Source organism: Lysinibacillus sp. FSL M8-0134, assembly GCF_038069745.1.
In the GTDB taxonomy this organism is placed as follows: Bacteria; Bacillota; Bacilli; order Bacillales_A; family Planococcaceae; genus Lysinibacillus; species Lysinibacillus irui.
On record NZ_JBBPAJ010000001.1, the window covers coordinates 3709540 to 3734569 of the forward strand.

Genomic DNA, 25030 nt, shown 5'->3' on the forward strand with positions numbered 1-25030 from the left:
TATTTCCAACTCCTTACATGGTACAATAGTAGAAATAGATAAAGTAGGTGAAGTTCTTTGGAAATTTCCATTAACCAATCTCTATTAGCACAACATCCCGAGCTAAAAATCGGCATTATTCATTATACCAAAATTGTCGTTGCAGAATCCCCTCAAATGATTAAAGGTAGAATGCAATTGTATCAGGAAAACCTTTATTTAGAATTGCAGGATCATCCTGTTACTCAGCTAGAGGGTATTGCTGAATGGCGAAAGCTATGGAAAAAACTCGGTGCTGATCCAAACCGTTATCGTCACTCAGCAGAAAGCTTAATGCGCCGAATTAGTAAACAAAATTATTTAACACCTCTTCATTCAGGTGTTGATTTGAATAATTTTTTCTCTCTCCAATACGAAATGCCAATTGGTCTATATGATGTCTCGAAAATCAAAGAGTTTGTAGAAATTACTTTAGGTCATGAAGAAGTTAGCTACGAAGGTTTAAATGGTCGTTTTAATACATTAAAAAATATTCTCTACAGTCGTGATGAGGTAGGTGCATTTGGTTCACCTTTCGTAGATTCTACACGTACAGCTGTTACAGAAGAAACAACTGAGGCGTTACAGCTATTTTATCTTCGACCATCCTTAACAAATGAAGCTGCAAACGACCTTCTTATGTCAGCAGGAAAAATGTTTAATCAAATTCATGGCGGTGACTATCAAATCGCTCTCTTGTCTAACGATGCACCATCTACAACACTATAAAAAGGACGTGTTTTCGTGATTAACCTTGCAGAAGCTGTTAAATTAAAAAGTATATTAGGAAAGAAAACTCAAGAACTTGTGAGTGAATTACATCGCAGTGCTTTTGTAACAGTAGAAAAAGGACAAGCTCCTAAAACAAGTTATCGTGCGATGCCGCTAATTGAAGCTGAATTAGCACAGGTTCGTTTAGATGCACGCACATTAGATCGTTTAGTATATGAAGCGAATATCCAAAACTCAGTAGATTTTAAAGGGCAAAAACTAGCTCTGGTGGAAGCCATTGAACTAGCAACACAGCTCCGTGCCGAGGCTGAACTTTGTAAAGAATTCAGCATGCGTGAAAAAGAAAGTGTCCGATTTGGCTATGGTGAAAATGCGTTGTTATACGAAATCGCCATGTATGAACCCGACGACTATCGAGAACGTGCGATTAAACTTGAAAAAGATGCACATAAATTATCCAATCTTATTAATTCGAAAAATTATAGTATACAAATTAATTTTGATGACTCTCGTTATTTCTAGACTCGGGGCGGTGAGACTCCAAACCGAGGTTGGATGTGCTGTTTTCAAATTAGCTTTTTCTGCTAACTTAGTTTAAACCAATTCCAAGTGACCTGTTACTGTATGACCGATGACTAATGACCAACCATAGGCAAAAGCCATACTCAAAACAACTTGATTCCGTTTGAAAACGCCATCCGAAGCTCTCCTACATTTATGTAAGGAGAGCTTTTTTATTGGCTCACACAATAGGCTTAGATTTTAATGTCTAGTTTGCCCCATTCAAGGACAAAATGGAAGTATCTATAGGAAAGGGGTCATACTATGACAAAGCAAAATGATTCAACCCATGAGCAAGATACAACACTGACAAATCGACAGGGTCATCCGATTACAAACAACCAAAACCTAAGAACAATCGGTAATCGTGGTCCAGCAACTCTTGAAAATTATGATTTTCTAGAGAAACTGAGTCACTTTGACCGTGAAAGAGTTCCAGAGCGAGTTGTCCATGCTCGTGGTGCAGGGGCACATGGCTATTTTGAAACGTATGGTGTTGTTGGTGACGATCCGATTTCTAAATATACACGTGCCAAAGTCTTTCAGGAAAAAGGGAAGAAAACGCCTGTCTTTGTACGTTTCTCAACCGTTATACATGGTGGACACTCCCCCGAAACATTACGTGACCCTCGAGGCTTTGCGGTTAAGTTTTATACAGAGGATGGAAACTGGGATTTGGTAGGCAATAATTTAAAGATTTTCTTCATTCGCGATGCCATTAAATTTCCAGACATGATTCATGCTTTTAAGCCTGATCCTATTACGAATATACAGAATGTTGAACGTTTCTTTGATTTTTGTGCGAGCTCGCCAGAAACATTCCATATGGTCACTTTTGTGTACTCCCCTTGGGGCATTCCAGCTAACTATCGGATGATGCAAGGCTCTGGCGTTAATACGTATAAGTGGGTTAATAATGAGGGGAAAGCAGTACTCGTTAAATACCATTGGGAACCGCTTCAAGGTATTAAAAATTTAACACAAAAGGAAGCAGAAGAAATTCAAAAGAAGAATTTCAATCATGCCACACAGGATTTGTATGACGCGATTGAACGTGGGGAATATCCTGAATGGGAGCTACATGTGCAAATTATGGAGGACGGCCCACATCCTGAGCTTGATTTTGATCCATTGGATGATACAAAGCTTTGGCCAAACGATCAATTCCCATGGTATCCGGTCGGCAAAATGGTGTTAAATAAAAATCCTGAAGATTATTTTGCAGAGGTGGAACAAGCTACTTTCGGCACAGGGGTACTTGTCGATGGCTTAGATTTTTCGGATGATAAAATGTTGCAAGGTCGTACTTTCTCTTATTCCGATACACAGCGTCATCGTGTAGGAGCCAACTATTTGCAATTACCGATTAACGCACCTAAAAAACGGGTTGCAACCAATCAACATGGTGGGCAAATGATGTATAAGCGTGATTTGGCACCTGGTCAAAATCCACATATTAATTATGAACCATCCATGTTGAATGGTTTAAAGGAAGCCACACAGACAGGCAAGGAATATACACCTTATGTAGAAGGAAATCTTGTTCGAGAATCGATTGATCGTCAAAGTAATACGAAGCAAGCAGGTGAAACCTACCGTAACTTTGAGCAATGGGAACGTGATGAGCTTCTTGAAAATTTAATTCGTGACTTAGCTGTCTGTCATGAAGATATTCAAAACGCCATGATAGCTCTTGCGGAAGAAGCGGATGAAGAATATGGACGCTTACTAAAAGAAGGATTACAAAAGGCCAGAGAACATTCCTCTACTTCTAAGCCACTTGGCAATATTGATGGCAATCAAGCGCCTCAAGATGCAATAAATAAAGGTCATGATGCTGAGCCTTATTAAGAAAGCAAAAAAAGACATTACATTTTTTGTAATGTCTTTTTTGTATTATTGATATGCTCTATACCAATGATAGGGCTGTATTTCTTTCAATGATTTAAATAGTAATTCACCATCTGGGTTGGTAATGGCTGCTTTGACATTCTCTCCCCAATAAAAAAGTCTTTCCTGGCAAACCCCACATGGTGTAAGCACTACAAACTCTAATTTTTCATTTTCTCGAGCTACACAAATCGAATGCGTAACCTTTACATTAAATTTATGTGCCTCTAGTATAGCACCTGTTTCCATACATAGTTCAGTAGCTGCATTGATTACCTCTGGTGCAACACTTGTTAAAATCTGTCCATTTTCGGTATATAACGCTGCAGCTCCTCCCCATCCAGAGGGGTATCTTTTTTCTGCTAATGCTATTGCAGCCTCATAGAGTACTTTTTCAATAGCCATCTTCATCCCCCTCTCATTCATGCACGCCAGGTAAAATCCGCAACACCTTTTCCTGCGCATCTAAAATAGCATCTACTCCGAACGGGATGGCAATATTCGTTGTTTCATGTCCAATCTTAAAGCCAGCCACAACTGGAATGCCTAAATCCCCAAAATATTCCTTCATTAATAGATGTAATGCCGTTTCATCAGATTTTGTCTGTGTAAATGAGCCAATGACAACACCTGCGAGCTGTTCTAACTTTCTTGCTTGTTTTAATTGCTGAAGCATCGAATCAATTCCTGAGATCGTTTCCCCCGTTTCCTCTATTAATAAAATACGGCCCTCTGTTTGCACTTCAAATTTAGTTCCTAATGTGCTGACAAGACGATTGAGATTACCTCCGATCATTTCACCTCGTGCCACACCACCAGCAATCGTTGTTAAGGGAGAGATCGCCTCTGTATACTGAATTTCGATCGGAGAAAATAATTGTAAGAACATTTTCTTCGATAAATCATCTATCTTACTAGCTGACATCAACATTGGTCCGTGAAATGTCACTAGATGAGCATACTCATTTATCGCACAATGTAAATATGTAAGATCTGAAAACCCCCAAAATATTTTAGGATTTTCTTCTAATAAAGCATAATCAATTTTTTCAGCTATTCGTGCAGAGCCGTAGCCCCCCTTTGCACAAAAGATTGCTTTGACCTCCGGATTTTTCACCATTTCATGCAGGTCACTTAATCTCGTCTCATCATCCCCAGCCAAATAATCATGTTTGGCATGGATCGTATCACCGATAATATAGCGAAGACCCAATTCATCTAAAAATGCTAATGCTTCCCCTAGCTTTTCAGGTTCTACAACACTTGAAAGGGCAACAACACCAACTAGATCTCCCTTTTCTAAATGTGGTACGGTACTTTTCAACACAATCCCTCCTCTGTTTTCCTAATTCTAGCATACCAATACTCTGCAAGCATTGAATAGTCTCCTGAAAGGTAATGATATCTTCTGCTCTATTGATGCACGAGGTTTGCTCCAAGATTAGGTGAACCCGCTCATAGTAGCATGAAATCCGCTCCTAGATGGAATGAAGACGCTCAATAAGAGAAGAGAATCGCTCTTAGCTAAGGGGAAAACGCTCAAAAACGGGTGCGATCCGCTCCAAAGTAGTGCGAAGGCGCTCAGAAACCAGTGTTATCTACTTTAAGCTAAGTCGTTAGTAGTGTATTTTCCAGAAAAAAACAAAAAGCAAAGACCTCAATCATAAGAAGTCCTTGCTTATTATGTTTATTTTGTTCCACCAAAGATAATTGTAACATTTGGATGGTTTAATAATTGACTTGCAGGGAATTCTTCCGTCACATGACCACTTTTTAATTTTTCAATAGCATCAAGTTTCTTTTCCCCAAAGGCAATAAGGACAATTTCTTTGGCCTTCATAATGGATTGAATCCCCATTGTAATTGCATGTGTTGGTACTTCAGAAGGATCATTAAAATAAATAGCATTTTCTGTTCTTGTAGACTCAGTTAATTCTACAATATTGGTCATAGAATCAAACGGAGTACCAGGCTCATTAAAACCTATATGTCCATTTACCCCGATTCCTAAAAGCTGTAAATCTATTCCCCCTGCTTCTTTAATTCGCTCATCATAAGCTACACACTCAGCAGTTAAATCTGCTGTCTTACCATTTGGCAAATGAATATTCTCCGGCTGTATATCCACAAAATTAAATAAATTCTCATGCATAAATGTCCAGTAGCTTGCAGGACTAGTTTGTTCAAGACCGACATATTCATCCAAGTTAAACGTTTGAATATTCTTAAATGATAAACGATCTGCTTGATGTCGTTTCACTAATTCCTTATACATGCCTACAGGTGAACCGCCTGTTGCTAATCCTAAAATGCTATCAGGCTTCTCTTGTATTTGTTTGGAGAAAATATTCGCGGCAACTTCGCTCATTTCCTCATATGTATTCACTTCTATCCATTTCATTATGCTTACCATACCTACCTTACCTTCATTATTATTAACTAAAATGTAAAATATTTCACTTTATAGTAGCTAATATATTAATTTTACTAGTTATATAACTATTTTTCTATCATTTCCTTGTTAATATTATGCGTGTAATCTTAGGCTGTTTCGGTTATGTTATTAGTATGGAAGTGAGGCGATTTTATGAATTCACAGATTCAGCTATATTTACAGCAAATTCAATTTCAAGGATCTTTGGAGCCAACCATCCAATTACTTGGAAAGCTCCAAACTAAGCATCTGTTGACCATTCCCTATGAAAATTTAGATGTGGCCTTGAACCGTGGTATCTCCTTCGCTATTCCTGATTTATTTCAAAAAATAATTATTAATCGGCGTGGCGGAAATTGCTTTGAACTCAATATTTTATTTAGTTGGCTCTTACGGGAGCTTGGCTTTTCCGTAACCAATCGCTATGCTCAATTTTGGCGCAACGTGGCAGAAAACACTCCTGTAGAAGAGATTCCCATGCATCAGCTTTTATTAGTAAATGACGCTGGACAATCCTATATATCAGATGTGGGTGTAGGTGCTTTAGCCCCCTGTAAGCCTGTACCTTTAATTGCAGGACATCAACACCGTGAAGGCCGTGAGTTATATAAAGTAGAACGGGATGAAATAAATGGTTGGATGCTTTTCGAGCAAGCAAAACAAAACTGGCGTTTGCTCTATAGTTTTCGTGACGATGCAAATGATGCTATGTTTGCTCCCAGACTCTCTAAGCAAAAAAATAAAATTGCTATGATTCGAACGGCTCATGGACGTCATACTATGATGAACAACGAATTTAGAATCTATGAAGGATCCTCCTTAACAACCTATACAACACAGAATGATAAGGAATGGCTACAAGCACTTCAGCGGTTTTTTCATATAACTTTACATGCTTAAAGCAAGCCCACTTTAAAAAGGAGGCTTGCTTTCTGTTTATTTCATTGTACGATTAAGTAACTCGTAAACGACAATATCATTGTGTAGCTCTTTGACTAAACCAATCTCATCGACAAAATAATAAGTTTTTACTACATCACTATAAATTGATTTTTCTTCAAGTATTATCACACCTGAATATTGCACATCACCCGCCTGAACAGTACCGTTAGTTGTTTTAACTGTCACTCGTACACCAGACGAAACTCCAGGATCATCTTCATGTAACATGACACCTATTCTAAGAGGTAGTTCCAAATATAAGTCGTAATGTGTGTTAGCCTTATCAGCAATAGCCTGACCATATATACGATCATGACCATACAACAGCTCATTAGGAAATGTTTGAGCTGAACTTAAATTTTGAACCGTCCATACATCATTTTTACCGTCATGATGATGATACTGGTAGTTTAACGTATAACGTTTATGATCATTTAAAGAATAATAGGCATACGTATAAACAAAAGTAGGATCTTTTAATAGGTTAGGTCTAGCCAGGGTCATCGCTCGTGCCAAAAACGCTGAGAAATGGGCTCGTGTAACAGGTTTATTTGGCTGAAATGACCCATCCTCATAGCCCCTTACTAAATGATTATGAGCCAGTGCTAAAATTTCCTTATACCCTGGTGTCTGTTCCGTTACATCTGAAAAATAATAGGAATCGGTGCCTTTTAATTGGAAAGCCCGTTGCAGCACAATAGCCATTTGTCCCCTGGTAATCATTGAATCTGGATTAAATTTATCAGCTGAATCAAAAATACCCTTATTTTCTACTGCAGCTATTTCTTTATAATACTTATGCGCTGTCGTTACATCCTGAAAGTTTGGATTTTCTACATTAATTGTATTTAAACCCAAAGCACGAGTTAACATTACAGCTACCTGTGCTTTTGTAACATTTTCATTCGGTTTGAATAAGGTTTTGGAGTAGCCTTTTATAATATCCTGCTCCACCAAATAATCAATTTCTGTCATCAATGTATCATCAGCTATATCTATAAAACTAGCCGCCTTTGCTTCCTTAGGTAACATGCCAATAGTTATCAGGATTAAACATACTATTTTCAATAGGTTTTTCATGTCATTCCTCCTCCATCGATTCTTTACCCTAAAAACTACTTCTTAAAAATTAAAAAAGCCTCTTCTTTAAGAGGCTTTTTTTATTTATATTGAATTAATCCTATGCCTATTCCAGTCGGATCAACCAAATAGGCAAGAAAAAAATTATCAAATTCCATTTTATCTCGCAAAATAGAAGCACCATTGTTTTTTGCCTGTTCAATCACTTCATCAATGGCATCTACTTCAATTTGAATACGAGTACCATGTGGAAAATCGCTTGGTCCTTTACCTATTCCACCATCAATCCCTTTTATCTCTTCGTTCCCTGTCGTAACTTCTCTATAATCCCAAAAGGGGGGTGCCACCTCCCAGCCAAACACCTTATTATAAAACGCAGCTGCTTTCTCTGGATCTTGACTATTTAATTCAAAACCGACCACTCTTCCCATATAGATCCTCCTCTACATATTGAAGCATAATGATTAGTTCAATAAACTAGATAAGATTTCCTCTTTATTTAATTAAAAAATGACATTAATATTTAGTTTTATCAATTAGTGAGAGCCTAAAAACTTACTGTATAGTTTTTAATACAATACCATCGTTCATTTTAACAATACGGTCTGTATAAGCTAACATTTCTTCATCATGCGTCACCATCAACGTTGTAATCTTTAATGTTTTGGTTAATTCTCTGAGTAAAAACATAATTTCTTGAGAACGCTGGGAATCTAAGCTAGCTGTTGGCTCATCAGCAAATAATACTTTAGGTTGATGGATGATCGCACGTGCAATTGCAACACGCTGTTTTTCCCCACCTGATAATGAAGAAGGATAAGCTTTTTTACGATGAGCCATTCCCACCAATTGTAATAAGCGATTCACTTCATACTGCTGTTCATGACTCTTTAATGGAGATTCAGCTACATCTAGCATTAATAGCAGCTGCTCCTCCACTGTAAGAAAGGGTACGAGATGCGCGAATTGAAAGACAAAGCCAAATTTACTAGCACGCAACTTTCGTATCTGTTCAGTGCTCATCTTTGTAAGATTTTGTTCCTCAAAGAGTACTTGCCCTTCAGTTGCTTTCTGCAATCCAGCTGCTATCGTTAACAATGTACTTTTCCCTGAACCAGAGGCACCAACCAATGCCGTAATTTCTCCCTCTTTTAATGAAAGATTAATGCCTTTCAAAATTTCTTCTTCGACTTCGCCATTTTTAAACGTTTTTCTTACTGCATCGATTGTAAATAACGTCATGATTAAGCCTCCCCTTGTTGTATAGCTTGTAACGGTTCAATTTTTTTAATTTGTAGCCCTGACAATGTCGCTCCGATAAAACCAATGATGAGGAACACCATGGATAATTGTGTTGTTGTACCAAATGTTAAGGTGAAAGGCATTCCTTTGGGAGCAACTACATTGAAAACCTGGCTAAGACTGACTGATACCACAAGTGATAGAGCTGTAATAATAACCATTTGAGTCCAAATCATTTTGAACAACCTACTTGTTTTTAAACCAATTGCTTTTAAAATGCCGTACAAACCAATTTTTTGTACATTCATCATATAGAAGAAAATAGCGAATAGCATGCCGCTAATCACAACTAAAAACCAAATGATCATGTTTAAGGACAACTGTTCCGCATTATAGCTAGGAATAGTATTGAGAAATTCTTTATTGCTATATGCCTGAAGCTCATTAATGTCCTCTGCTCCGCTGTTTGGTACAAAAATTAGCTGCATATCTTTTACTCGGTACATTTCCTGGTAGGCCTCTTTACTAATATAAGCGACAGGCGAATGACTAAATTTCTTTTGCTCTACAAACCCTTTGACAATAAATTCTCCACTGTATTGATTATTCGTCAATACGTCACCAATCTGAATCCCTTTTTCCTGCAACGAGCTATCTAAAATAACCTCACCTTGATGTACATTTTTAAACAGTGTGGATTCCGTAGATGAAACAAAAGCAACACTCTGCTGTTTATCGTCCTTATCATTTAAAAAGCCCATTTGAATCGAAAAAGCCACTGCCTCTTTCTCTTTACCCATTACCTCCTGCTGAAGATTGCTATCGATTCTCGAAAGATTAAACGTACCCTCTGCATCCTCAGCCATGTAAAAATGTCCCTTTGGTAAATCTTTAATTAATGCTGCATTATCTTGTGACAGGCCATTTGCCAAACCTGAAATAATAAATGTTAAAAAGCTTACTAGAAAAATAATGGAGCCCAAAATTAAAAACCGTACTTTATTCTTCTTTATTTCCTTCCAGGCAAGATTCATCCTTAACCCCTCCATTTCGTTGATACCCATATCTTAAAATTGTTAAATGAACGGAGAATGAACTAATATAAAAAAGACATAGAAAACAAAAAACCACTCAAAGATATTTTTATCCTTTAGAGTGGTTGAAGGTTTATTAATTTTTTAAAAAAATTCATATAATCCATTTTTAAAATAGTTGTATTCACTTTCGTCTATTAACTTTACGCCATACCCTTCATAAAAAATTTGTTTATCTATTTCTGTTTCAAATGCCCATGGCTTAGGACGAACTGCTAAAGCAACATCATATCGTGGGTCACCCCATGCTCCAGCGCTCCAATCAATTATTCCCGAAATCCTCCGATTATGTACAAGTACATTATCAATTGTGAAATCACCATGAATAAAGGTTTGCTGAGTTATCTTTGGTTTGTGTCTCTTCAACCTACTTAACAATTCAGCTGTGCCATCTACTTTATAATTTTTCATATTAAACTCAGCTTGTTCTAGCATATCGTCTATCCATACTGTGTCCTTTATTAACTCCTCTGGACATGGAGTTGAATGAATGGCAGATAGCGTCTTTCCAAAGTTAAATAGTATTTCATGTCTATTTTCTGTATTACCCTCTTTTTCTAGAGCGCTTCTAACGGTGTCGCCTTCTAAATATGCCATTAAAGCCCATGACTGATTTTGTAATGGTTGTTCGATAAAATAATATAGCCTCGGAGTAGGTAAAGCAGATGCTGCTAGATTTTTAAGTACCCATGCTTCTTTCGATAACCAAGCACAGAATGGCATTCCTTTTGCTCTTTTTAAAACGAATGTCCCTCTTTTAGAATTAAGAATTCCTACATCCGATGTATGTCCCTGTCTAGGAAAATGAATATTAATAACTGCTCCGACATACTCGACGATCTCTTTTGGTATTTCGTTTAGTTGTATGGGTTTCAAAATTTTCAACACCTCAGCTTTGATGCTAGATTCTATACTTCCACATTACTATTTCTATATTTCTATAAAATATCAGTTAAAATGATATTTTCCTGCAATTAAATTAACCCCCCATAGTAACAAGTTTTGAATAGGAAAGTTCCTTTATAATTAGAGAATTATTTGGCATAGCCAATTACGGAAGAAAACATTAAAAAACAAGATAACTATCACAGATTGAACTTGTCACTTGATTGTTCTCCTCTTCTCCATTTTACCTACTGTTATCAAGCATAGCCACAAGTTATAAGTTATTATTGTCGCATAAAGACAAAAAAGACTTCAAAAAAGAAGTTGAAGTCTTAATTTACCTGCTCCAAGTAACCTGCTACGTTAATGATAATAAAGCAACAAGTTATCACCCTCCTATTATATGAAGTTACCAATATACAAATGGTGCAAAATCGCTGGTCACTTCTACTTTCTCAGTAGTGGCTTTAACATAAAAAGAACTCGCTTTAAAATATCATTACATGACCATGGAAAATGGTTATCTGAAGCGGGTTCTACCCGTTAACTAAATTTAAGTGTTATATACTACCAAATATACCAAAATCAAATAATATAGTTTTTAAAAAATTTGATAAAGATTCTTGAAGGTATTCGATTCAGAAGGTGTTCTCGAAAATTATAAGGTTAAAATTTAGAAACACTATTCCCATTTTGGTGCTGTTATTCGAGCTTAATATTGATTTGAAATTTAATTTTCCCCCTATAAAAAAAAGATATGAAGAAAAGACAATTCAATTTTAACCAATGTATATATAACCAAAACTCCCCACCAGACAACAAGGATTATTTTTCCATCGTAGTCCTCTGACCTCTGAAAAAGTCTTCTAATACTATAAAAAAGTTCTACATTGAATACTATTATTCAATGTAGAACTTCCTTAAATATTAGTTTTTTAAAAAGGTCTAGATACTTATAAGATATACCATACTGGCGTTTAAACTACCAATTTGTACTGTACTGGTATTTGTTACTGACTCTTCGTACAAGGCACATCATATATAATACTCATGGACGACTTCTCCAAAGTCTTTGAAAAGTTCATAGCTATCTTCTGTTCCGATTGCGTTTGAAAAACTTCTTGCTAAACCAATAATGAAATCATAGTACGCTATCTTGAAGATACGATTATAATTTATTCAGCTATTAATTCAAAAGTATCTATAATTGTAATCCCATCTTTAGCATAAACCGGTACAGTATTATTCGGTTGCCCTGCATTAATGTAAGCTAATACCTCACCTAGTGTGTTTAATTCTAAATTAATATCCTTGGAGTAAACATATCCTTCAACCCCATTTTTTCCAACTGCTAGTATTAAATCTGGACTATCTTCTATTGACTTTGCATAAAAATTTGATCCATAAGTTAAATTATTTTCATTAACTTCATATGATTTGTTTGGAATAATATTAACTAAAGAACGTTGAAGATATGGTGTTGCATTACTTGTATAGGAATTGTATCCATTTCCATTATAAAATTGCATTTCAGATTTAGCATAGTAAGTTCCAGATCCACTTGAAACAATTTTTATTGTATCTACAGCCATAGTTCCAATGTTCCCAGAAGTATTATTATATACCCAATTGCTAGATGTCATAAGCCTTCCTGTATTATCATATAATTTTGCGTTAATTCCAACATAGCCTACTGGAAGATAACTTTGCATATTTACCACCCCTCGAGCCCAAGTACCTTTTGAATCATTATGAACTCCAGAATAATATGTATATGACCAACCATAAACAGTGACAGTTTTTTCTGGGCTGTTTGCACTTGCTGCAAAAGCATTTCCCTGAAAACCGGACATTGATACACAGATAACCAGAATCACAGTAACTAATAACTTAAACAAACTAAATCTCTTCATACTATTTCCTCCTTTTTTATTTAAACTTAAATTTAAAATAGGATTGAAGAGTGATACGTATAATTTCCTGTATTTCATTATTCTATAACTAAAGTTATCATTTACAGTTTTACACAGTCTCACTTTCAACTTAACAACCTGTATTAAAATTATGATACCTCCTTTAAAATGCTTTAAATAAACAAAATCACTACAAACACTTCCTTCATGTAAATACTTTATAGTGATATGTCCAATGTTAATGAAAAACAATTGATGGAAAATCTGAATGTGCGGTTGAAGAGAAAATCTTTAACACTATGTGTAAATTCAACCTTATATTCTAATAATAAACTATAGTATTAATAATTTCCAATATAATTTAAATAATTTAATAAATAAGGAAATAAAATGAATTGATTTTCCAATAACCTCATTTACCGGATGGAATGCCTCCCTTAAATGTTCAATTTCTCTTTCGATAAAAATCCCTAACAGGTGATCTTGCTGGTGTTTAAAATGATTTCGATTCTTATCGTTTCCTATCGTAACCCCAAAAATGCCAAAAAGCTCACAAACCTTGAGATTACAGGGTTTGTGAGCTAAACTAAACGTAAATATACGTGATGATACCGGTGGTCGGGGTCGAACCGACACTCCAAAGGAACACGATTTTGAGTCGTGAAAAAAGTGCGTTAGATACTCCGACATGCTAAACGTTAATTTGAGCGGACATTTAATCGAATAATGCGTAAACGACCGTTTTCCTATTATCGCTAGTCTACTTTAAGCCTAACGGAAAGTCAAAATATTTCTGCTCATTCGTCGCTAAATCAGCCAAGTCCGAACTAGCGCTATTGATTATTTTAAGCAAGTCTACCGTATTAGTACGCGTTAATACTAGATTTTCTAACGCCAATTTCATACTACCTAAACGCTTAACATCACTCGCAAATACAGCATATTGTCCTAGCTCATCACTAGTTAGCATTAAGTGTACCCCACTATATAATCCAAAGTTCGGATAACGCCTTCTTATGTAATTAACATGTTTAATTATTTTCGCTTCCTTGTTATTAGTTACTTCTGAAACTATAGTTAAATTATACATCGCTATACCTCTTCATTATATTTCATCAATATAATAACATTAACTATATGTAAACGACCATTTATCAAACTCCATTCAGACGATTCTACACGCACAACTACCCGTCCAAACGATTCTCGATGTATCTGACAGCGCTGAATTACGCAGATTACATTGACTACCGTCTTTAAAAATGAAATTTATTTTGTGTATGACGTAGAGAGGCGGGATATGATCGGTGGCCGTTGGGAGGTTTCTATATTCAATTAACGTAACTTCGACAAAATGTATATCAATAGAATATTTATTCATTTCAACTTCCCAAAATTATAATTATGTAAACTAGAACAACATATAAAACATTGATAAATCAACGTTTCTTTACTTCACCGAAAGTAACGTTTATGCATTATTTTATACACAACGTTCAAACGCAGCATCTACGCATGGTTACGTTATGTAACTGTAACAGTATGATTGATTACGAATGCATAAAAGATAACGTTGATTCGCATTGATTTGACCCCCGATTTTAGAACGCTTCGTCCGCCCGAACCCTCTGCCTGATGTATTCGGATATGTACACAATCATATCGCTATGACCACCGATTTACTACCGAATATCCGCACTAGTCCGATACTTGCACACAAAAAAAGACCGAGCATACAAGCGATCTATTGCGCTCATACACTCGGTCATGGTCGTTCTATTCGTTTGTATCGTCTGCGTCTGCCTTAGCGATAATACGAGCGATGTCATCATCTGTAACTTGCGCTTGTATCATCGGTTGTTGACTGCTAACTTCAAGCTTCGACGACTTACTATAAACGCCAGCCATTTCGAGTAACATCTCGATAGCTCTGATTGACGGCGTTCCCGTAATACTGCCGTCTGCTAACTGTTGCAAACGTGTGATTGCCATTGGAATAGCAGAGCCGGCGCTCATCTGTACGCTATCCCTTACATAACGTTGAAACTCCGGCATAGCTCGATAGCGAATAAGCGTATCCTCGTCAATCCCTAATTCAGCGGCGATTTGCTTATAAGGTTTGCGCTTGCTGCCCCGTTTCTTAAATGTCATATCGTTAATCATAACTGCTTGTGCTGCTTTGATTTGATGCGGCTTTAAGTCGTAGTTTTCAGCGTCCGGTAAAGTCGGTTGCATGAAAGCCTCGCTCTCCAATACCTCTGCAGGCTCATATTGTTCCTCGATTGCTTTGATTTCGTTTGTCATATCGTTATTTCCTCCCGTTTCTTATTAAAATCCTCGTCCTATTTGACGGCGTCCAATCGCTCGCCCTGTACGGTCACGATCAGTCGGTGAAGTTGGCGGACCATACATCCAATCAGGTTTTGGTATAATCTGCGCTCTTTTCTTTTTGGCCGTACTGAACGCCATTTCAATAGCATCTAAAACATCGACAACTCCATTCGGATACTCTTGCAACTCCCGATATACTTCTTTATGATCGCGATTAAGGATAAGCGAATGGTTTGCAAGTGGTACCTCTAACGATTCGATGCGACTTGCCTTCGACTTAGTGCCGTGAGTTTTCAGCGTTTCCATCCGAGTATGATAGATTGAGTTGTGGCGCATTGCATCAGCTAACTGTTCGGCATATGCGCGGTATGCTCCGATGCCCTCTACGACAACCTTGTGCGGTTTGTATTCCGCTAATCGTGGTAAGATTTCCATAATAAACTCCGATGGCACTTGTCGCGATGCATACACGTCGATTACAAATACTAGCCCCGAGTCTTTGTCGCGCCCTAGCGTCACAAACGCATTAAGTGCTGATCGTTTATTGCTTGCTAGAGCAGGATCCCAACACGCCACAACATCCATATTTTTTAAATAGTAGTATTTATCGTTGTATTCGATTGCGTCCAGGTGATATTGTCCATCGAAAACTCTACGCCCGTAAGCATATTCCTCTGGGCTGAAATGTTGCTCATCGCTCGCGAATGATTGATTCATATACTCCGAAGCAAAGGCACGACTGCCGATGGACGCCTTAACATGCATTAGCTCACGGTATGTCCAGCGATTAGACCACGCTAGTTCTATGCCCGATTCTAGTTCGTCCTGATGTTTCTCGTAGTATTCGTCTAGTTCAGCGTCTGTTGCTTCGCCTGAGTACATGTGCAAATAGTCGCTCCATAAATGAGGATTATCCGGCTCATTGATGACTGCAGCATGAAATAGTCGCTTATAGTCGCGACGTTCCAGTAGATGCGACAATAGGCCGGTTGCTGTAACTTTTGTTCCTACGAATACGATAACGCCGTCCGCCGAAGGTAAAGGCTCAACGGTTGAGTTCCACCAGTGAATTAACTTCTGGCGTTGTTCCTCCGTGGCTTCATTGTTCAACGAAGATAAATCATCGCAGATACATAGCGAAGGACGCTGACCGTTAAAGGTTTTACCGCGCAGTGACTTCCCTGCTGACGATGCCTCTACTAATTGCTTATTCGTAGTAATAAACGTATCCTCGTTATCTCGCTCATTCTTATTAGACTGCTTATGAAGCAACTCTCCGAAGTCCTCACGTAATTTTTCGTTATGCTTCAATTGGTTTGCAATAGACGCTACCAATCGCTTGGCAAGCGTGTCTGTCTCGGAAATTATAAGGATGTAATTATCGTGTCCGTATGCTAGTGAATGAAGTGCTTTGATCGTACTAACTATCGAACTTTTTGCATGACCACGTGGCGCTGCAATAACGAATCGCTTATCTTTACGCTTAGTAATCGCATCACAAACGTCATACATATCGCTATGAATAGCTGCAGTTTCTTCTATCGTTTCATGCGGTCGATCATCGCTGAAATTACGGATAATATTTCCGGCATCATTGCCTGAATTGCGTTCGTCCGAAAAGTATTCGTACGCAAAGTGCGCTACATCATGCTCACCTTTAATGATCGATTCTAGGCGCTCACTTTCGCGATCCATCGCTACGAGTTGTAATTGTTCCTGGCTTGTTAATCTTCCTTTGCCTGCTTTCTTAGCCAACGCATTGATTGCGCGTCGTAACTGTTTTAATCGTGCTTTACGTTCGCTCATATTCATTAGTTAGTACCTCCTGCAATCAATAAATCAGCGACCTCATCGCGAGCATCGGCTGCAACACGAAGATGTTCTGCGTCACCTGTTACATGGAACATAATCGCTGATGAGACTAAATTGCGTGCTGTAGTCGTTTCTGGCGTTTCTACCATCTGATTTAGTGCCATTAAATCCTCTTGTAAGGCCGCAATCGTTTCTCTGTCTGCGAAGCCTAATGCCGTTGTAAAGGCAGCTAAAATCGTGTGTTGTTGAATAGTCTTTAAGTTATTTTTCTCCATGCTAATCCCCCTTAGAAATATAAAAGACAAGCGCAATTGAGCGCCTGCCTTCGTTAATTTAAATACGATTACCTACCAACTTGAAATCTATGTTCCTCGATTAATTTCGCTAACCTATAAGCAATGTCTTGAATGTCCGATTCCTTACGAACTTCCATCTTCGCAATGTTAATTGCAGGCATACTAGAACCTCCACCAGCTTGGCCGTTACGATATGCCTCGGCATCCTGGCGATTAAGCACGGCCTCACCACGATGCAAAACGGCTCTGTATCCGTCATACCTAACGTTGTCTAAACCGTGATAGTGCGAGCCATCCGGTTTACTGTTGCCACCGCCTGGTATCAACTTCTTCGCCCAACTAACGGCACCCGAACCGATTTTACCGATCCAGTCTGGCATTTTAATCTTGCCGAGAATATCTGCGAAAGTCTTTAAATAGCCTGCTGCTGTACTAATCCAGCTACCTACTGTTTTAAATACTGGAGTTAACGCCTTTACAATTTCTGTAGCTGCTCCAAATACTTGTGTAAATGTTCCCGCAAGAAACGCAACAAACGGGCCGACAATTGTATCCCACACTAAACGCAATACCGCGAATGCTGCGCCAATTACTGAACCCATAAGCTCCATAATCGGACCAACGACTTCCCACAGCATAGTGAATGCTTTCATAACGAATGTGATCGCCGGTGCAAGGATATTATTCCAAGCGAGCATTGCAACGTCAGCTACGATTTTTAAGGCGTTCCACAAAGCGCCAAGTATCGGTTGTGCTGCAGTCCAAAACGCTTGGATGACCGGTAGCACATAGCCTGCGATGCTAGAAAAGACGCTGATAAATTGTTCTTTCAACGTAGCAAAGCGCGCCATTATTGCGTCAATGGCTTCTGGCGATATTAACGTTTCAAGTACGCCTCTAACTCCGCCTTCTTTGAACGCAGTCAATAATCCGGAAATCTTCGTCTTGATTCCGTCTACTGCCGAATTAACTCTTGCTGCAATATCTGGTGGGAATAGTGCGTTAATTAAGCCGCCCGTTCCGCCCGTCTTGAATGCGGACATAAGTGTTTTAACCTTGCCGACTATACCGTCAATGATTCCTCTAAACGTTTCACTGTTGTCGTAAAGAGCCTTAAATCCAACGGCTGCAGATGATATCCCCATCGCTATTAGCGCTATAGGATTTGCCAACGCGGAAATTGTTCCAACTACAGCCAAAGCACCAACAAACGTTGCGAATGCGCCTGCAGCATAAGCGATTGGTTTACGAAACTTCACGAATAAGTCATAGAGTGCTATTGCTCTGTCAGTCGCTTTGCCGAGCATACTACCCAATTTATTGCTGATAGAAGTCGTATCAAGACCATCAAACATCTTATTTAGTCGCCTTAGAAAGTCCGCTAGTTTCGTATTGCTTTCCATTCCTATGTTTTTAAAGAACGTCTGTGACTTTTCCTCAAGTTGTGACCACAATCCTTTTGTCGTATTTCCCATCTTATTAACCATTTCATCTGTAACGCCCATTTTGGTTAATAATTTATCCAAACCGGCCATCTTAGCAGACATGCCGTCCATTTTAGTGATTTTTTGCAATTCCTTTTTATCTAGTCCGACTGCCTCGTACATTGAAACGTAGTCACCTTGCATAAGCTCTTTTGTTGAGAAAGCCGCCTGTTGAGTGTCTACGCCAGAAAGTGCTTGTATACGTTCAACTAGTCCCCAAACTTGTTTTAACTCATCAAGGTTCTTACTGATTCCTATGAATGCTTTTGAGTTTGTCATCATATCCGTACTATTTAAAACAGGACTAGCAATTGCCGCCTTTTCTACCATTTGAAGATACTTTTTAGCTTGCTTATCATCGCCAAACATTCCACTAATAGCCATCGCATTTTGTTCGTAGTTTGCTGCGGCTCCAATCGTCAAATTTAGCAATTTAGCAGCACCGTTCGCTCCTACGTATGCGCCTGCTAGCCCTATTAATGCGGATTGCATCCCACGTAACGACGCACTGAGTCCGTTAGAACCTACGTGAAGTCGGCTAATACTTGCAGAAAAGCCGTTCATACGATTTGACGTTGAAGATACGGCGCCTCCAAGACGATTAGTTGCCGATTGCGCTCTCGACATACTTTCGCTAGTAGTACGGCTCGTACGGTTCATGCGCTCCATCAATTGCGTGATGCGGCGCAGACGACTAGTCCCCTGATCTCTGACGCGAAACACAGCTGTCAAATTAACGGCCATATCAGACGCCCCCAATACGCTTGGAGACTTTTATGATCTCCGCAAAAACATCGTCACTTTGTCTAAGAGCTTGTTTTCTAAATTTCTCTTTATTGGTCCTTAAATATTTAACTACCAATTCAATTGATACTTTAACATCGCTCGATAACTTAGTTAGTTCAGCGTCAACTACTCCATTAAGTTGGAATTTTAATGATTCAAGTTCTCGCATCCTATCTTTGTGACCACCGTTTTCTCTGAAAAAGTTAGGTGGCAACGAGTTCATTGCGAGTAAGCTTGCGTCTTTTATGATTGCTAGTTGTTGTTCGGCCGTTAATTCCATCCCTTGTGTCCTCCTCGTTGTTTTTATGGAAATAAGAAAAGGCGGAACTAAGTCCGCCCCAATTGTTATTCAATTACATTTGTTCCCTCCATGCCTGCAAAAGTTTGTACTGTGCCGTCGAGAATACCAATGGCCTTTTCTGGTGAATTAATGTGATTTGCGATGGCACCAATATACGTCTTAACAGTGTCGTGCTGAGGTGATCCCTCACGGAACAACTTAATGTCCTCACCATCACTAAAGTACGATAGGATACTGTCAGCCTTCTCCACTTCTGGCGTAGTAGCCTTTGCCTGGATGCTAGTATAAACGCGTGCTAATGCTTGTTTATGCTTTGGACTATCATCGATAGCAGTTACCATCTGGATAAACGCAGGGAACGCTTTTTGCAGTTCTGCAGCGTAGTAAGGTTCATCATATTTTGATTGAAAAGCGTCAATTGTTTTAATTGCTGTATCCACGTTTGTACTAAGCATGATGGACGTCTGTAACGCAGCGAGTTCTTGCTCGAATAACTTAACATCAACCGTGTTAGCTGGAGGCTTAATAGCTTCCGTTTTCATCTTTTTAGCAAGCGCCGTAGCTTCTGCAGCAACCTTCGCATATGTGGCCTTTTCTTTTGCTACAACCTCAAACACTTCTCGAGCTGCTTCGCGCTTAAATTCTGCTTCCTTTGCCTTTTTACCTTGAGGCGTAAGATGTTGGTCATTTCTAATCTTGGCCAGTGGATCATTCATTCCTTCTCTTACTTGAGTAGCGATTGTTGTGGCGAATTTCGATCTAATTTCGTAACCTTGTTCAAATAGCTCGCTTAATTTTTGGATTGTCATAATTTTCATTTCCCCTTTATTTGTTAGTTTTTTATTCAGTTGTGCAATGATGACGTTAATCACCATCACAAAACGCTTTACTTTCAATGTTATTTGTGGTATTATGATATTGTTGATAATTATGCTTAAATTTAATATCTACCAACAAAAATAGAAGAAGCTTCGTCAGATTGTATTTTTTGAATGATCTTTGCACGTGTCAACAAACTCATTGTACGCGCGCCACTCTCTATATTAGATATCGTGCTACAACCTACACCTACCATCTCAGCAAACTCCTTTTGTGTCATAACTAAAGTCTCGCGCAATTTCTTTAACTGTTCCCCCGTCATATCGTTTTCCTCCTTTTAATATCGTTTGCTCACATAATACCTAAAAATAAATGCGGGCTATCGCCCTTCACTAATATAGGGGTTCGTCCGACGGATAATCTGACGATAAACGGCTATTTTATCAACTTTTTCAGCAATTATTTGGGCTTGTTTAGCTTCTGCCAACGTTTTATATTTGACCATTTCTCCATGCTTATAACTTTCATTTTTCAGTTTTACTTTGAACATAGGCTTCTTCTTCATTATTTCCGTTTCCACCTTATAGGACGGCTGCGTTTCCTCATGAAGTCTATATCGATCATCCACCGACTCACCGTAAATAGGTGCATAATATTCAATCGGCAAATACGAGCCTGTACGTTTAAAGCGTTTTTTCGATTCATGCGAGGCTTTGCGACATGTATCACAACAGAATCGGCTATCTACTCGCTTTGACTTACTATCGCGTAAATTATCGCCTTCAATAGCGAACATGTTCAGACAAAACATATACTTACATCTCCGAAACTTCTTACGCTGTTGGACGTAATACGAGTAATCCAGTACGGTAGTATAATAAGGCAGCGCGTCGAGTCCAAACGTGTGAAGCAACGCCATATATCGGAACAATGACCATTCAATCCTCGACATCAAATCGTTATATAAATCGGTAATAGTAAAATCCGAACGCTCAACATATGCTTTATCGGTAACTGGTGGATTCGCTTTGATACTCTGACGATCCAGATACTCCGATAATTTAGCGAACTCCCTTGCCATCCCTTCTAGCGTCGTAACCTTCGCAGTTTTTAGTGGTACGTCATCTACATTTGCAAACCGCTCAAGGATTGACGGATTTTTAGATTTCGGCATATCTTGGCTAGTCTTGACGTAGTGGTACGCCTTGAGAATTTTATGCGTATATATCGAGCCTGGATAGACGTTTTCATACGTTATAGTGATTCCGTCAGCTTTTGCATATTCGATTAGTGCGAACGTAGTTTTACTGGCTCTCATTTTAGCTGCGACTGCTTTCGTCATTGGCTGCCCCCTTTCTTTTTATATCTCCGCTAATATGTTCACATATTTCGATAGATATATCCGAGTATTATCGTTATCTCTTATTTACTTGTTATTACCGATATTCTTTTATATCGATATATTGTTATTACAATAATGATAGTCATTGGATTTTCGTTAGAAAATACAATAGAGGATTTATGCGTTAGCATAAAGACTCGTTAATTATTAAGTCTTTATATATTACGTCTTTATAGAATTAAGTCTTTATACATCCTAAATAATCTTAGCCGCTAGAGAAAAGTACGGGTGTCATTAGCGAAAAATACGGGTGTCAACTTATATCCATTCAATTATTTCTGCTTCTTCGGCTCGTCTCTTTTCCTCATCTGCTTTTCTCTGTGCCTCTTTACGCTTCTCCAATTTAGCCTGAGCCTCCGGAAAACGTCTCACGAATTCTTCTTCATCGGTCAACAATGGATTAAACGTATAATAAAAACTGTAACGCTGTGGGCCACCTAAACGATGAACGTTTACCATACCGAGCTTTCCAAGCGTTTCAATACACCTACCGATGGTATCCTCATGTATTCCAAGCGTTCGCGACATATTCGCATAAGATGGGAAACTACGTCCCTCACGATGATTGTAGTTTTTTAGTAAGTACAAGTAGACTAAAAACGTATTACCTTTAAATTTAGGATGTAATGTATAAATCGTTAGCGCTTCGTTTTGTACAGCTACCCATCCGACACCCCATTCGTAAGGCAATGGTCTTTGTTGTTTTTGAGTTTCCGTCATAATATCGTCTCCTTTATTACATATAATCTCCCTATGTGCTTGCCTCCCTGTTTCTACAACTTCTCTCGCAATTCTTTTCTGCGCTCCTCTAATTCTAAATGGCGGTCGATATGCTCTACTTTCTCGTGGGCATCTAAAGTTTCTGAATTAATCGCTTTATAAGTTTGAATCGCTTCCTCAATGGTTTCGTTAAAATTCGCCTGTTTATTAGACATTACAATCCCTCCGATTATAAGATGATAGCCCGCCAATCAGACGGGCAGACATACGATTATTGACCCATGAATTTACGCATAGCTGCGTCTGCTTTAGCGATTAAATCCGAATACGTCATTTCTTCGTTGTTAATGAGAACATGATTGTCAAACAACATTCCTGAAAATAATTGATCTCCACCGAGCCCTTCGACAATAGTGATTACATAAAAAATTAGGTCGGCCTGCTCTACATCCGATGCTTTATATAGATTAGCTGCGAATAACCCATTACTTTTTTCATCATAAATTTGATTTTCAAATCCAGTTGTTTTATATACGGACAGTCCTTTAATTGCCGTTAATACCTCTAAAGCTTTTTGCTCAACTGATTTAGTTACCTCGATTGTTTTTGTCATAATAAAATCTCTCCCTTTTTTGGTTTTTATAATAAAAGTCATGTAAATGAGTCCTTCGATAATTCAACAATTTAACTTGGAAACTCTACAACGTTATCGATTCGTGGTGTAATACGATCGCAACCTTTCGCAACTCTAAAGAATCTATCCGCCCCATCTATCCAAACATAAACACCTTCGGCAAGCACGAAGCGTAGCGAGTATAAGTCAAGTTCACATTGTTCATCTAGTGTCATAGCATCATAATTCGCTTGAAATTCCTCTGCAGTCAATAACTTATCACCGGCTTGTAATTCCTTTGTATTAATGAATGAATCGCCTGCAGCCACTAAATACCAATCAGCGTTAAACAATGTCCCGTACTCACCATTAATAGGAGTCCCCGCATAGTTGAGCATTGCTTTAGTCGCCAGCTCAACCACCTCGTTGTCACGCAACGCATTTAATGTATTTCCTACCACAAAACCATCTTGTATATTACAATAGCGTGCTTCAAAGATTATATTGTCCTGATGGAATGCAGAAAAAATTTCAAGAGTATAATTCGTAACCTCTGTATCTCTTAATAGAGAGCAGTCTAAAAAAGTTTCAGTTTTTAGAGTAACGCCGAAAACATTGTCACGTGTCTTGGTTGTGTTTAAAACCGCTTGGAATGGTGCCGACTCCTTAATCCCTTTTAATACTGCTAACACTCGTTGTTTTGTTTCTACCATATCAATCTCTCCCTATTGTTTGATTTTGTTTTGTTATATGTGAACGCCGGTTGATCGACGGAATTGCCTCCTACTATATACACCCAGTAAAATGATTCTTTTTGGGACAAAATTTAAAAAATAATTCCTACTATATACTGCACGGTAAAAATTAATTTCGTTAACACTTTTCATAAAAAACTTAGCTATTATATATAGCACACTAAAACATCCGATTTGATATCACTTTTGTTGAAATTGAATCTCCTACTATATATTTGCGAGTAAAAATTAATTTCGTTAACACTTCCGATAAAAATTTACCTCCTACTTTGTATACCCGAACGAATATTGAGTTTCGGACATGATTATGATAAAAAGTTCTCTCTACTTCTTATTCCCATGTAAAACTTAATTTTGATATCACTTTCAATGAAATTTTCGTTCTACTATATACTGCACACTAAAACGATAGATTTTGGTACAACTTTTCAGAAAAATTTATTCCTACTGACTTATATACAAAAAATTTCCGTTTGGCGCACTTTCAGCAAGCCTTTTTATGTCGATTTTGTGACAATGCAACAACTATCCTTCTACTTATCTAATATAGAAAAATTTACTGATCCGCACACTTTTACGAAAATAAATTTCAAAGTGCGGTATCATAATGAATTTAGTTGAACGATAATCAATTACTTGCATGACTTAGCCTCCTTACTCTACTTAGTGGAGTTACAAGAGTTGAATTGGGACAATCTTTTTATATAATAACAAAATAAGTCTAAATACCCACGAACTATATCGTAAAATAAAGTTGCTACCGCCAGTGTATCGATGTTCTCCTTTACGATTGTGCGTTATAAGGCGTTTAAGCCTTCGTATGATAAATACATTTACTACGGTGCTAAGACGCCTAAATCGATGGGAACAACAAGGGAATACAAAGGCTAGACACGTCATTCACCTCGCATCTAGCCACA

The 25030-nt window shown here is 38.2% G+C and carries 26 protein-coding genes; 4 read left to right on the forward strand and 22 right to left on the reverse strand.

The window, feature by feature from the left end; all coding sequences use genetic code 11:
* The first annotated feature begins 57 nt into the window (after positions 1 to 57).
* The 3 genes from MKY49_RS18890 (at position 58) to MKY49_RS18900 (ending at position 3162) form a co-directional block, all read left to right on the forward strand.
* Positions 58 to 747 (forward strand): B3/B4 domain-containing protein, encoded by a 690-nt coding sequence (locus MKY49_RS18890; protein ID WP_341386848.1) that lies wholly within the window; start codon positions 58 to 60, stop codon positions 745 to 747.
* Positions 748 to 762: 15 nt separating this feature from the next.
* On the forward strand, positions 763 to 1272 hold the full coding sequence (locus MKY49_RS18895) for a hypothetical protein (protein WP_274794472.1): 510 nt from the start codon (positions 763 to 765) through the stop codon (positions 1270 to 1272).
* Positions 1273 to 1575: 303 nt separating this feature from the next.
* On the forward strand, positions 1576 to 3162 hold the full coding sequence (locus MKY49_RS18900; RefSeq protein WP_274794473.1) for a catalase: 1587 nt from the start codon (positions 1576 to 1578) through the stop codon (positions 3160 to 3162).
* Positions 3163 to 3207: 45 nt separating this feature from the next.
* Here the strand turns inward: MKY49_RS18900 and MKY49_RS18905 are convergent, their stop codons facing one another.
* The 3 genes from MKY49_RS18905 to nagB all read right to left on the reverse strand — a co-directional run bounded on the left by MKY49_RS18905 (position 3208) and on the right by nagB (position 5602).
* Entirely contained in the window at positions 3208 to 3606 is a 399-nt protein-coding gene (locus MKY49_RS18905) for a cytidine deaminase (RefSeq protein WP_341386849.1), read from the reverse strand.
* 13 nt (positions 3607 to 3619) lie between these two features.
* Complete coding sequence (locus MKY49_RS18910; protein ID WP_341386850.1) at positions 3620 to 4525, reverse strand: S66 peptidase family protein; 906 nt, start codon at positions 4523 to 4525, stop codon at positions 3620 to 3622.
* A gap of 363 nt (positions 4526 to 4888) precedes the next feature.
* Complete coding sequence (nagB, locus tag MKY49_RS18915) at positions 4889 to 5602, reverse strand: glucosamine-6-phosphate deaminase (RefSeq protein WP_274794476.1); 714 nt, start codon at positions 5600 to 5602, stop codon at positions 4889 to 4891.
* A 186-nt stretch (positions 5603 to 5788) separates the two neighbouring features.
* On the opposite strand from nagB, the gene MKY49_RS18920 reads away from it, so the two are divergent.
* A complete protein-coding gene (locus tag MKY49_RS18920) occupies positions 5789 to 6535 on the forward strand; it encodes an arylamine N-acetyltransferase family protein (RefSeq protein ID WP_341386851.1) in 747 nt (248 codons plus the stop codon).
* Positions 6536 to 6571: 36 nt separating this feature from the next.
* Here MKY49_RS18920 and MKY49_RS18925 read toward each other — a convergent pair whose 3' ends face one another.
* The 19 genes from MKY49_RS18925 to MKY49_RS19015 form a co-directional block, all read right to left on the reverse strand.
* On the reverse strand, positions 6572 to 7657 hold the full coding sequence (locus MKY49_RS18925; protein ID WP_322611140.1) for an S-layer homology domain-containing protein: 1086 nt from the start codon (positions 7655 to 7657) through the stop codon (positions 6572 to 6574).
* 80 nt (positions 7658 to 7737) lie between these two features.
* Positions 7738 to 8088, reverse strand: coding sequence for a VOC family protein (locus tag MKY49_RS18930; RefSeq protein WP_312507331.1), 351 nt, complete (start codon positions 8086 to 8088; stop codon positions 7738 to 7740).
* 124 nt (positions 8089 to 8212) lie between these two features.
* The gene (locus MKY49_RS18935; protein ID WP_341386852.1) at positions 8213 to 8899 is read right to left on the reverse strand and encodes an ABC transporter ATP-binding protein; all 687 of its coding nucleotides are present in this window, start codon (positions 8897 to 8899) and stop codon (positions 8213 to 8215) included.
* A 2-nt stretch (positions 8900 to 8901) separates the two neighbouring features.
* A complete protein-coding gene (locus MKY49_RS18940; protein WP_274794481.1) occupies positions 8902 to 9933 on the reverse strand; it encodes an ABC transporter permease in 1032 nt (343 codons plus the stop codon).
* Between the two features lie 144 nt (positions 9934 to 10077).
* Positions 10078 to 10869 (reverse strand): phosphotransferase family protein, encoded by a 792-nt coding sequence (locus MKY49_RS18945; RefSeq protein WP_341386853.1) that lies wholly within the window; start codon positions 10867 to 10869, stop codon positions 10078 to 10080.
* A 1184-nt stretch (positions 10870 to 12053) separates the two neighbouring features.
* On the reverse strand, positions 12054 to 12791 hold the full coding sequence (locus tag MKY49_RS18950) for a hypothetical protein (RefSeq protein WP_341386854.1): 738 nt from the start codon (positions 12789 to 12791) through the stop codon (positions 12054 to 12056).
* Positions 12792 to 13551: 760 nt separating this feature from the next.
* Complete coding sequence (locus MKY49_RS18955; RefSeq protein ID WP_341386855.1) at positions 13552 to 13761, reverse strand: hypothetical protein; 210 nt, start codon at positions 13759 to 13761, stop codon at positions 13552 to 13554.
* 806 nt (positions 13762 to 14567) lie between these two features.
* A complete protein-coding gene (locus MKY49_RS18960) occupies positions 14568 to 15095 on the reverse strand; it encodes a phBC6A51 family helix-turn-helix protein (protein ID WP_341386856.1) in 528 nt (175 codons plus the stop codon).
* A 24-nt stretch (positions 15096 to 15119) separates the two neighbouring features.
* Positions 15120 to 16934: a hypothetical protein gene (locus tag MKY49_RS18965; protein WP_341386857.1), complete on the reverse strand. Its 1815-nt coding sequence runs from the start codon at positions 16932 to 16934 to the stop codon at positions 15120 to 15122.
* Positions 16934 to 17209, reverse strand: a complete 276-nt coding sequence (locus MKY49_RS18970; protein WP_341386858.1) for a hypothetical protein — start codon at positions 17207 to 17209, stop codon at positions 16934 to 16936. Before MKY49_RS18970 ends, MKY49_RS18965 begins: the two co-directional genes overlap by 1 nt.
* 68 nt (positions 17210 to 17277) lie before the next feature.
* On the reverse strand, positions 17278 to 19458 hold the full coding sequence (locus MKY49_RS18975) for a phage tail protein (RefSeq protein ID WP_341386859.1): 2181 nt from the start codon (positions 19456 to 19458) through the stop codon (positions 17278 to 17280).
* Position 19459: 1 nt separating this feature from the next.
* Positions 19460 to 19780 carry a hypothetical protein gene (locus MKY49_RS18980; RefSeq protein WP_341386860.1) on the reverse strand — a complete coding sequence of 107 codons (321 nt, stop codon included), beginning with the start codon at positions 19778 to 19780 and terminating at the stop codon, positions 19460 to 19462.
* Between the two features lie 65 nt (positions 19781 to 19845).
* Complete coding sequence (locus MKY49_RS18985; RefSeq protein WP_341386861.1) at positions 19846 to 20610, reverse strand: hypothetical protein; 765 nt, start codon at positions 20608 to 20610, stop codon at positions 19846 to 19848.
* 131 nt (positions 20611 to 20741) lie between these two features.
* Entirely contained in the window at positions 20742 to 20942 is a 201-nt protein-coding gene (locus tag MKY49_RS18990) for a helix-turn-helix transcriptional regulator (protein ID WP_341386862.1), read from the reverse strand.
* A 57-nt stretch (positions 20943 to 20999) separates the two neighbouring features.
* The gene (locus MKY49_RS18995; RefSeq protein WP_341386863.1) at positions 21000 to 21962 is read right to left on the reverse strand and encodes a hypothetical protein; all 963 of its coding nucleotides are present in this window, start codon (positions 21960 to 21962) and stop codon (positions 21000 to 21002) included.
* A gap of 318 nt (positions 21963 to 22280) precedes the next feature.
* Complete coding sequence (locus MKY49_RS19000; RefSeq protein ID WP_036124866.1) at positions 22281 to 22742, reverse strand: helix-turn-helix domain-containing protein; 462 nt, start codon at positions 22740 to 22742, stop codon at positions 22281 to 22283.
* Positions 22743 to 22795: 53 nt separating this feature from the next.
* Positions 22796 to 22957: a hypothetical protein gene (locus tag MKY49_RS19005; protein WP_155273198.1), complete on the reverse strand. Its 162-nt coding sequence runs from the start codon at positions 22955 to 22957 to the stop codon at positions 22796 to 22798.
* Between the two features lie 56 nt (positions 22958 to 23013).
* A complete protein-coding gene (locus tag MKY49_RS19010; protein WP_036124864.1) occupies positions 23014 to 23355 on the reverse strand; it encodes a hypothetical protein in 342 nt (113 codons plus the stop codon).
* Positions 23356 to 23426: 71 nt separating this feature from the next.
* Positions 23427 to 24068 carry a hypothetical protein gene (locus tag MKY49_RS19015; protein ID WP_341386864.1) on the reverse strand — a complete coding sequence of 214 codons (642 nt, stop codon included), beginning with the start codon at positions 24066 to 24068 and terminating at the stop codon, positions 23427 to 23429.
* Between the last annotated feature and the right edge of the window lie 962 nt (positions 24069 to 25030).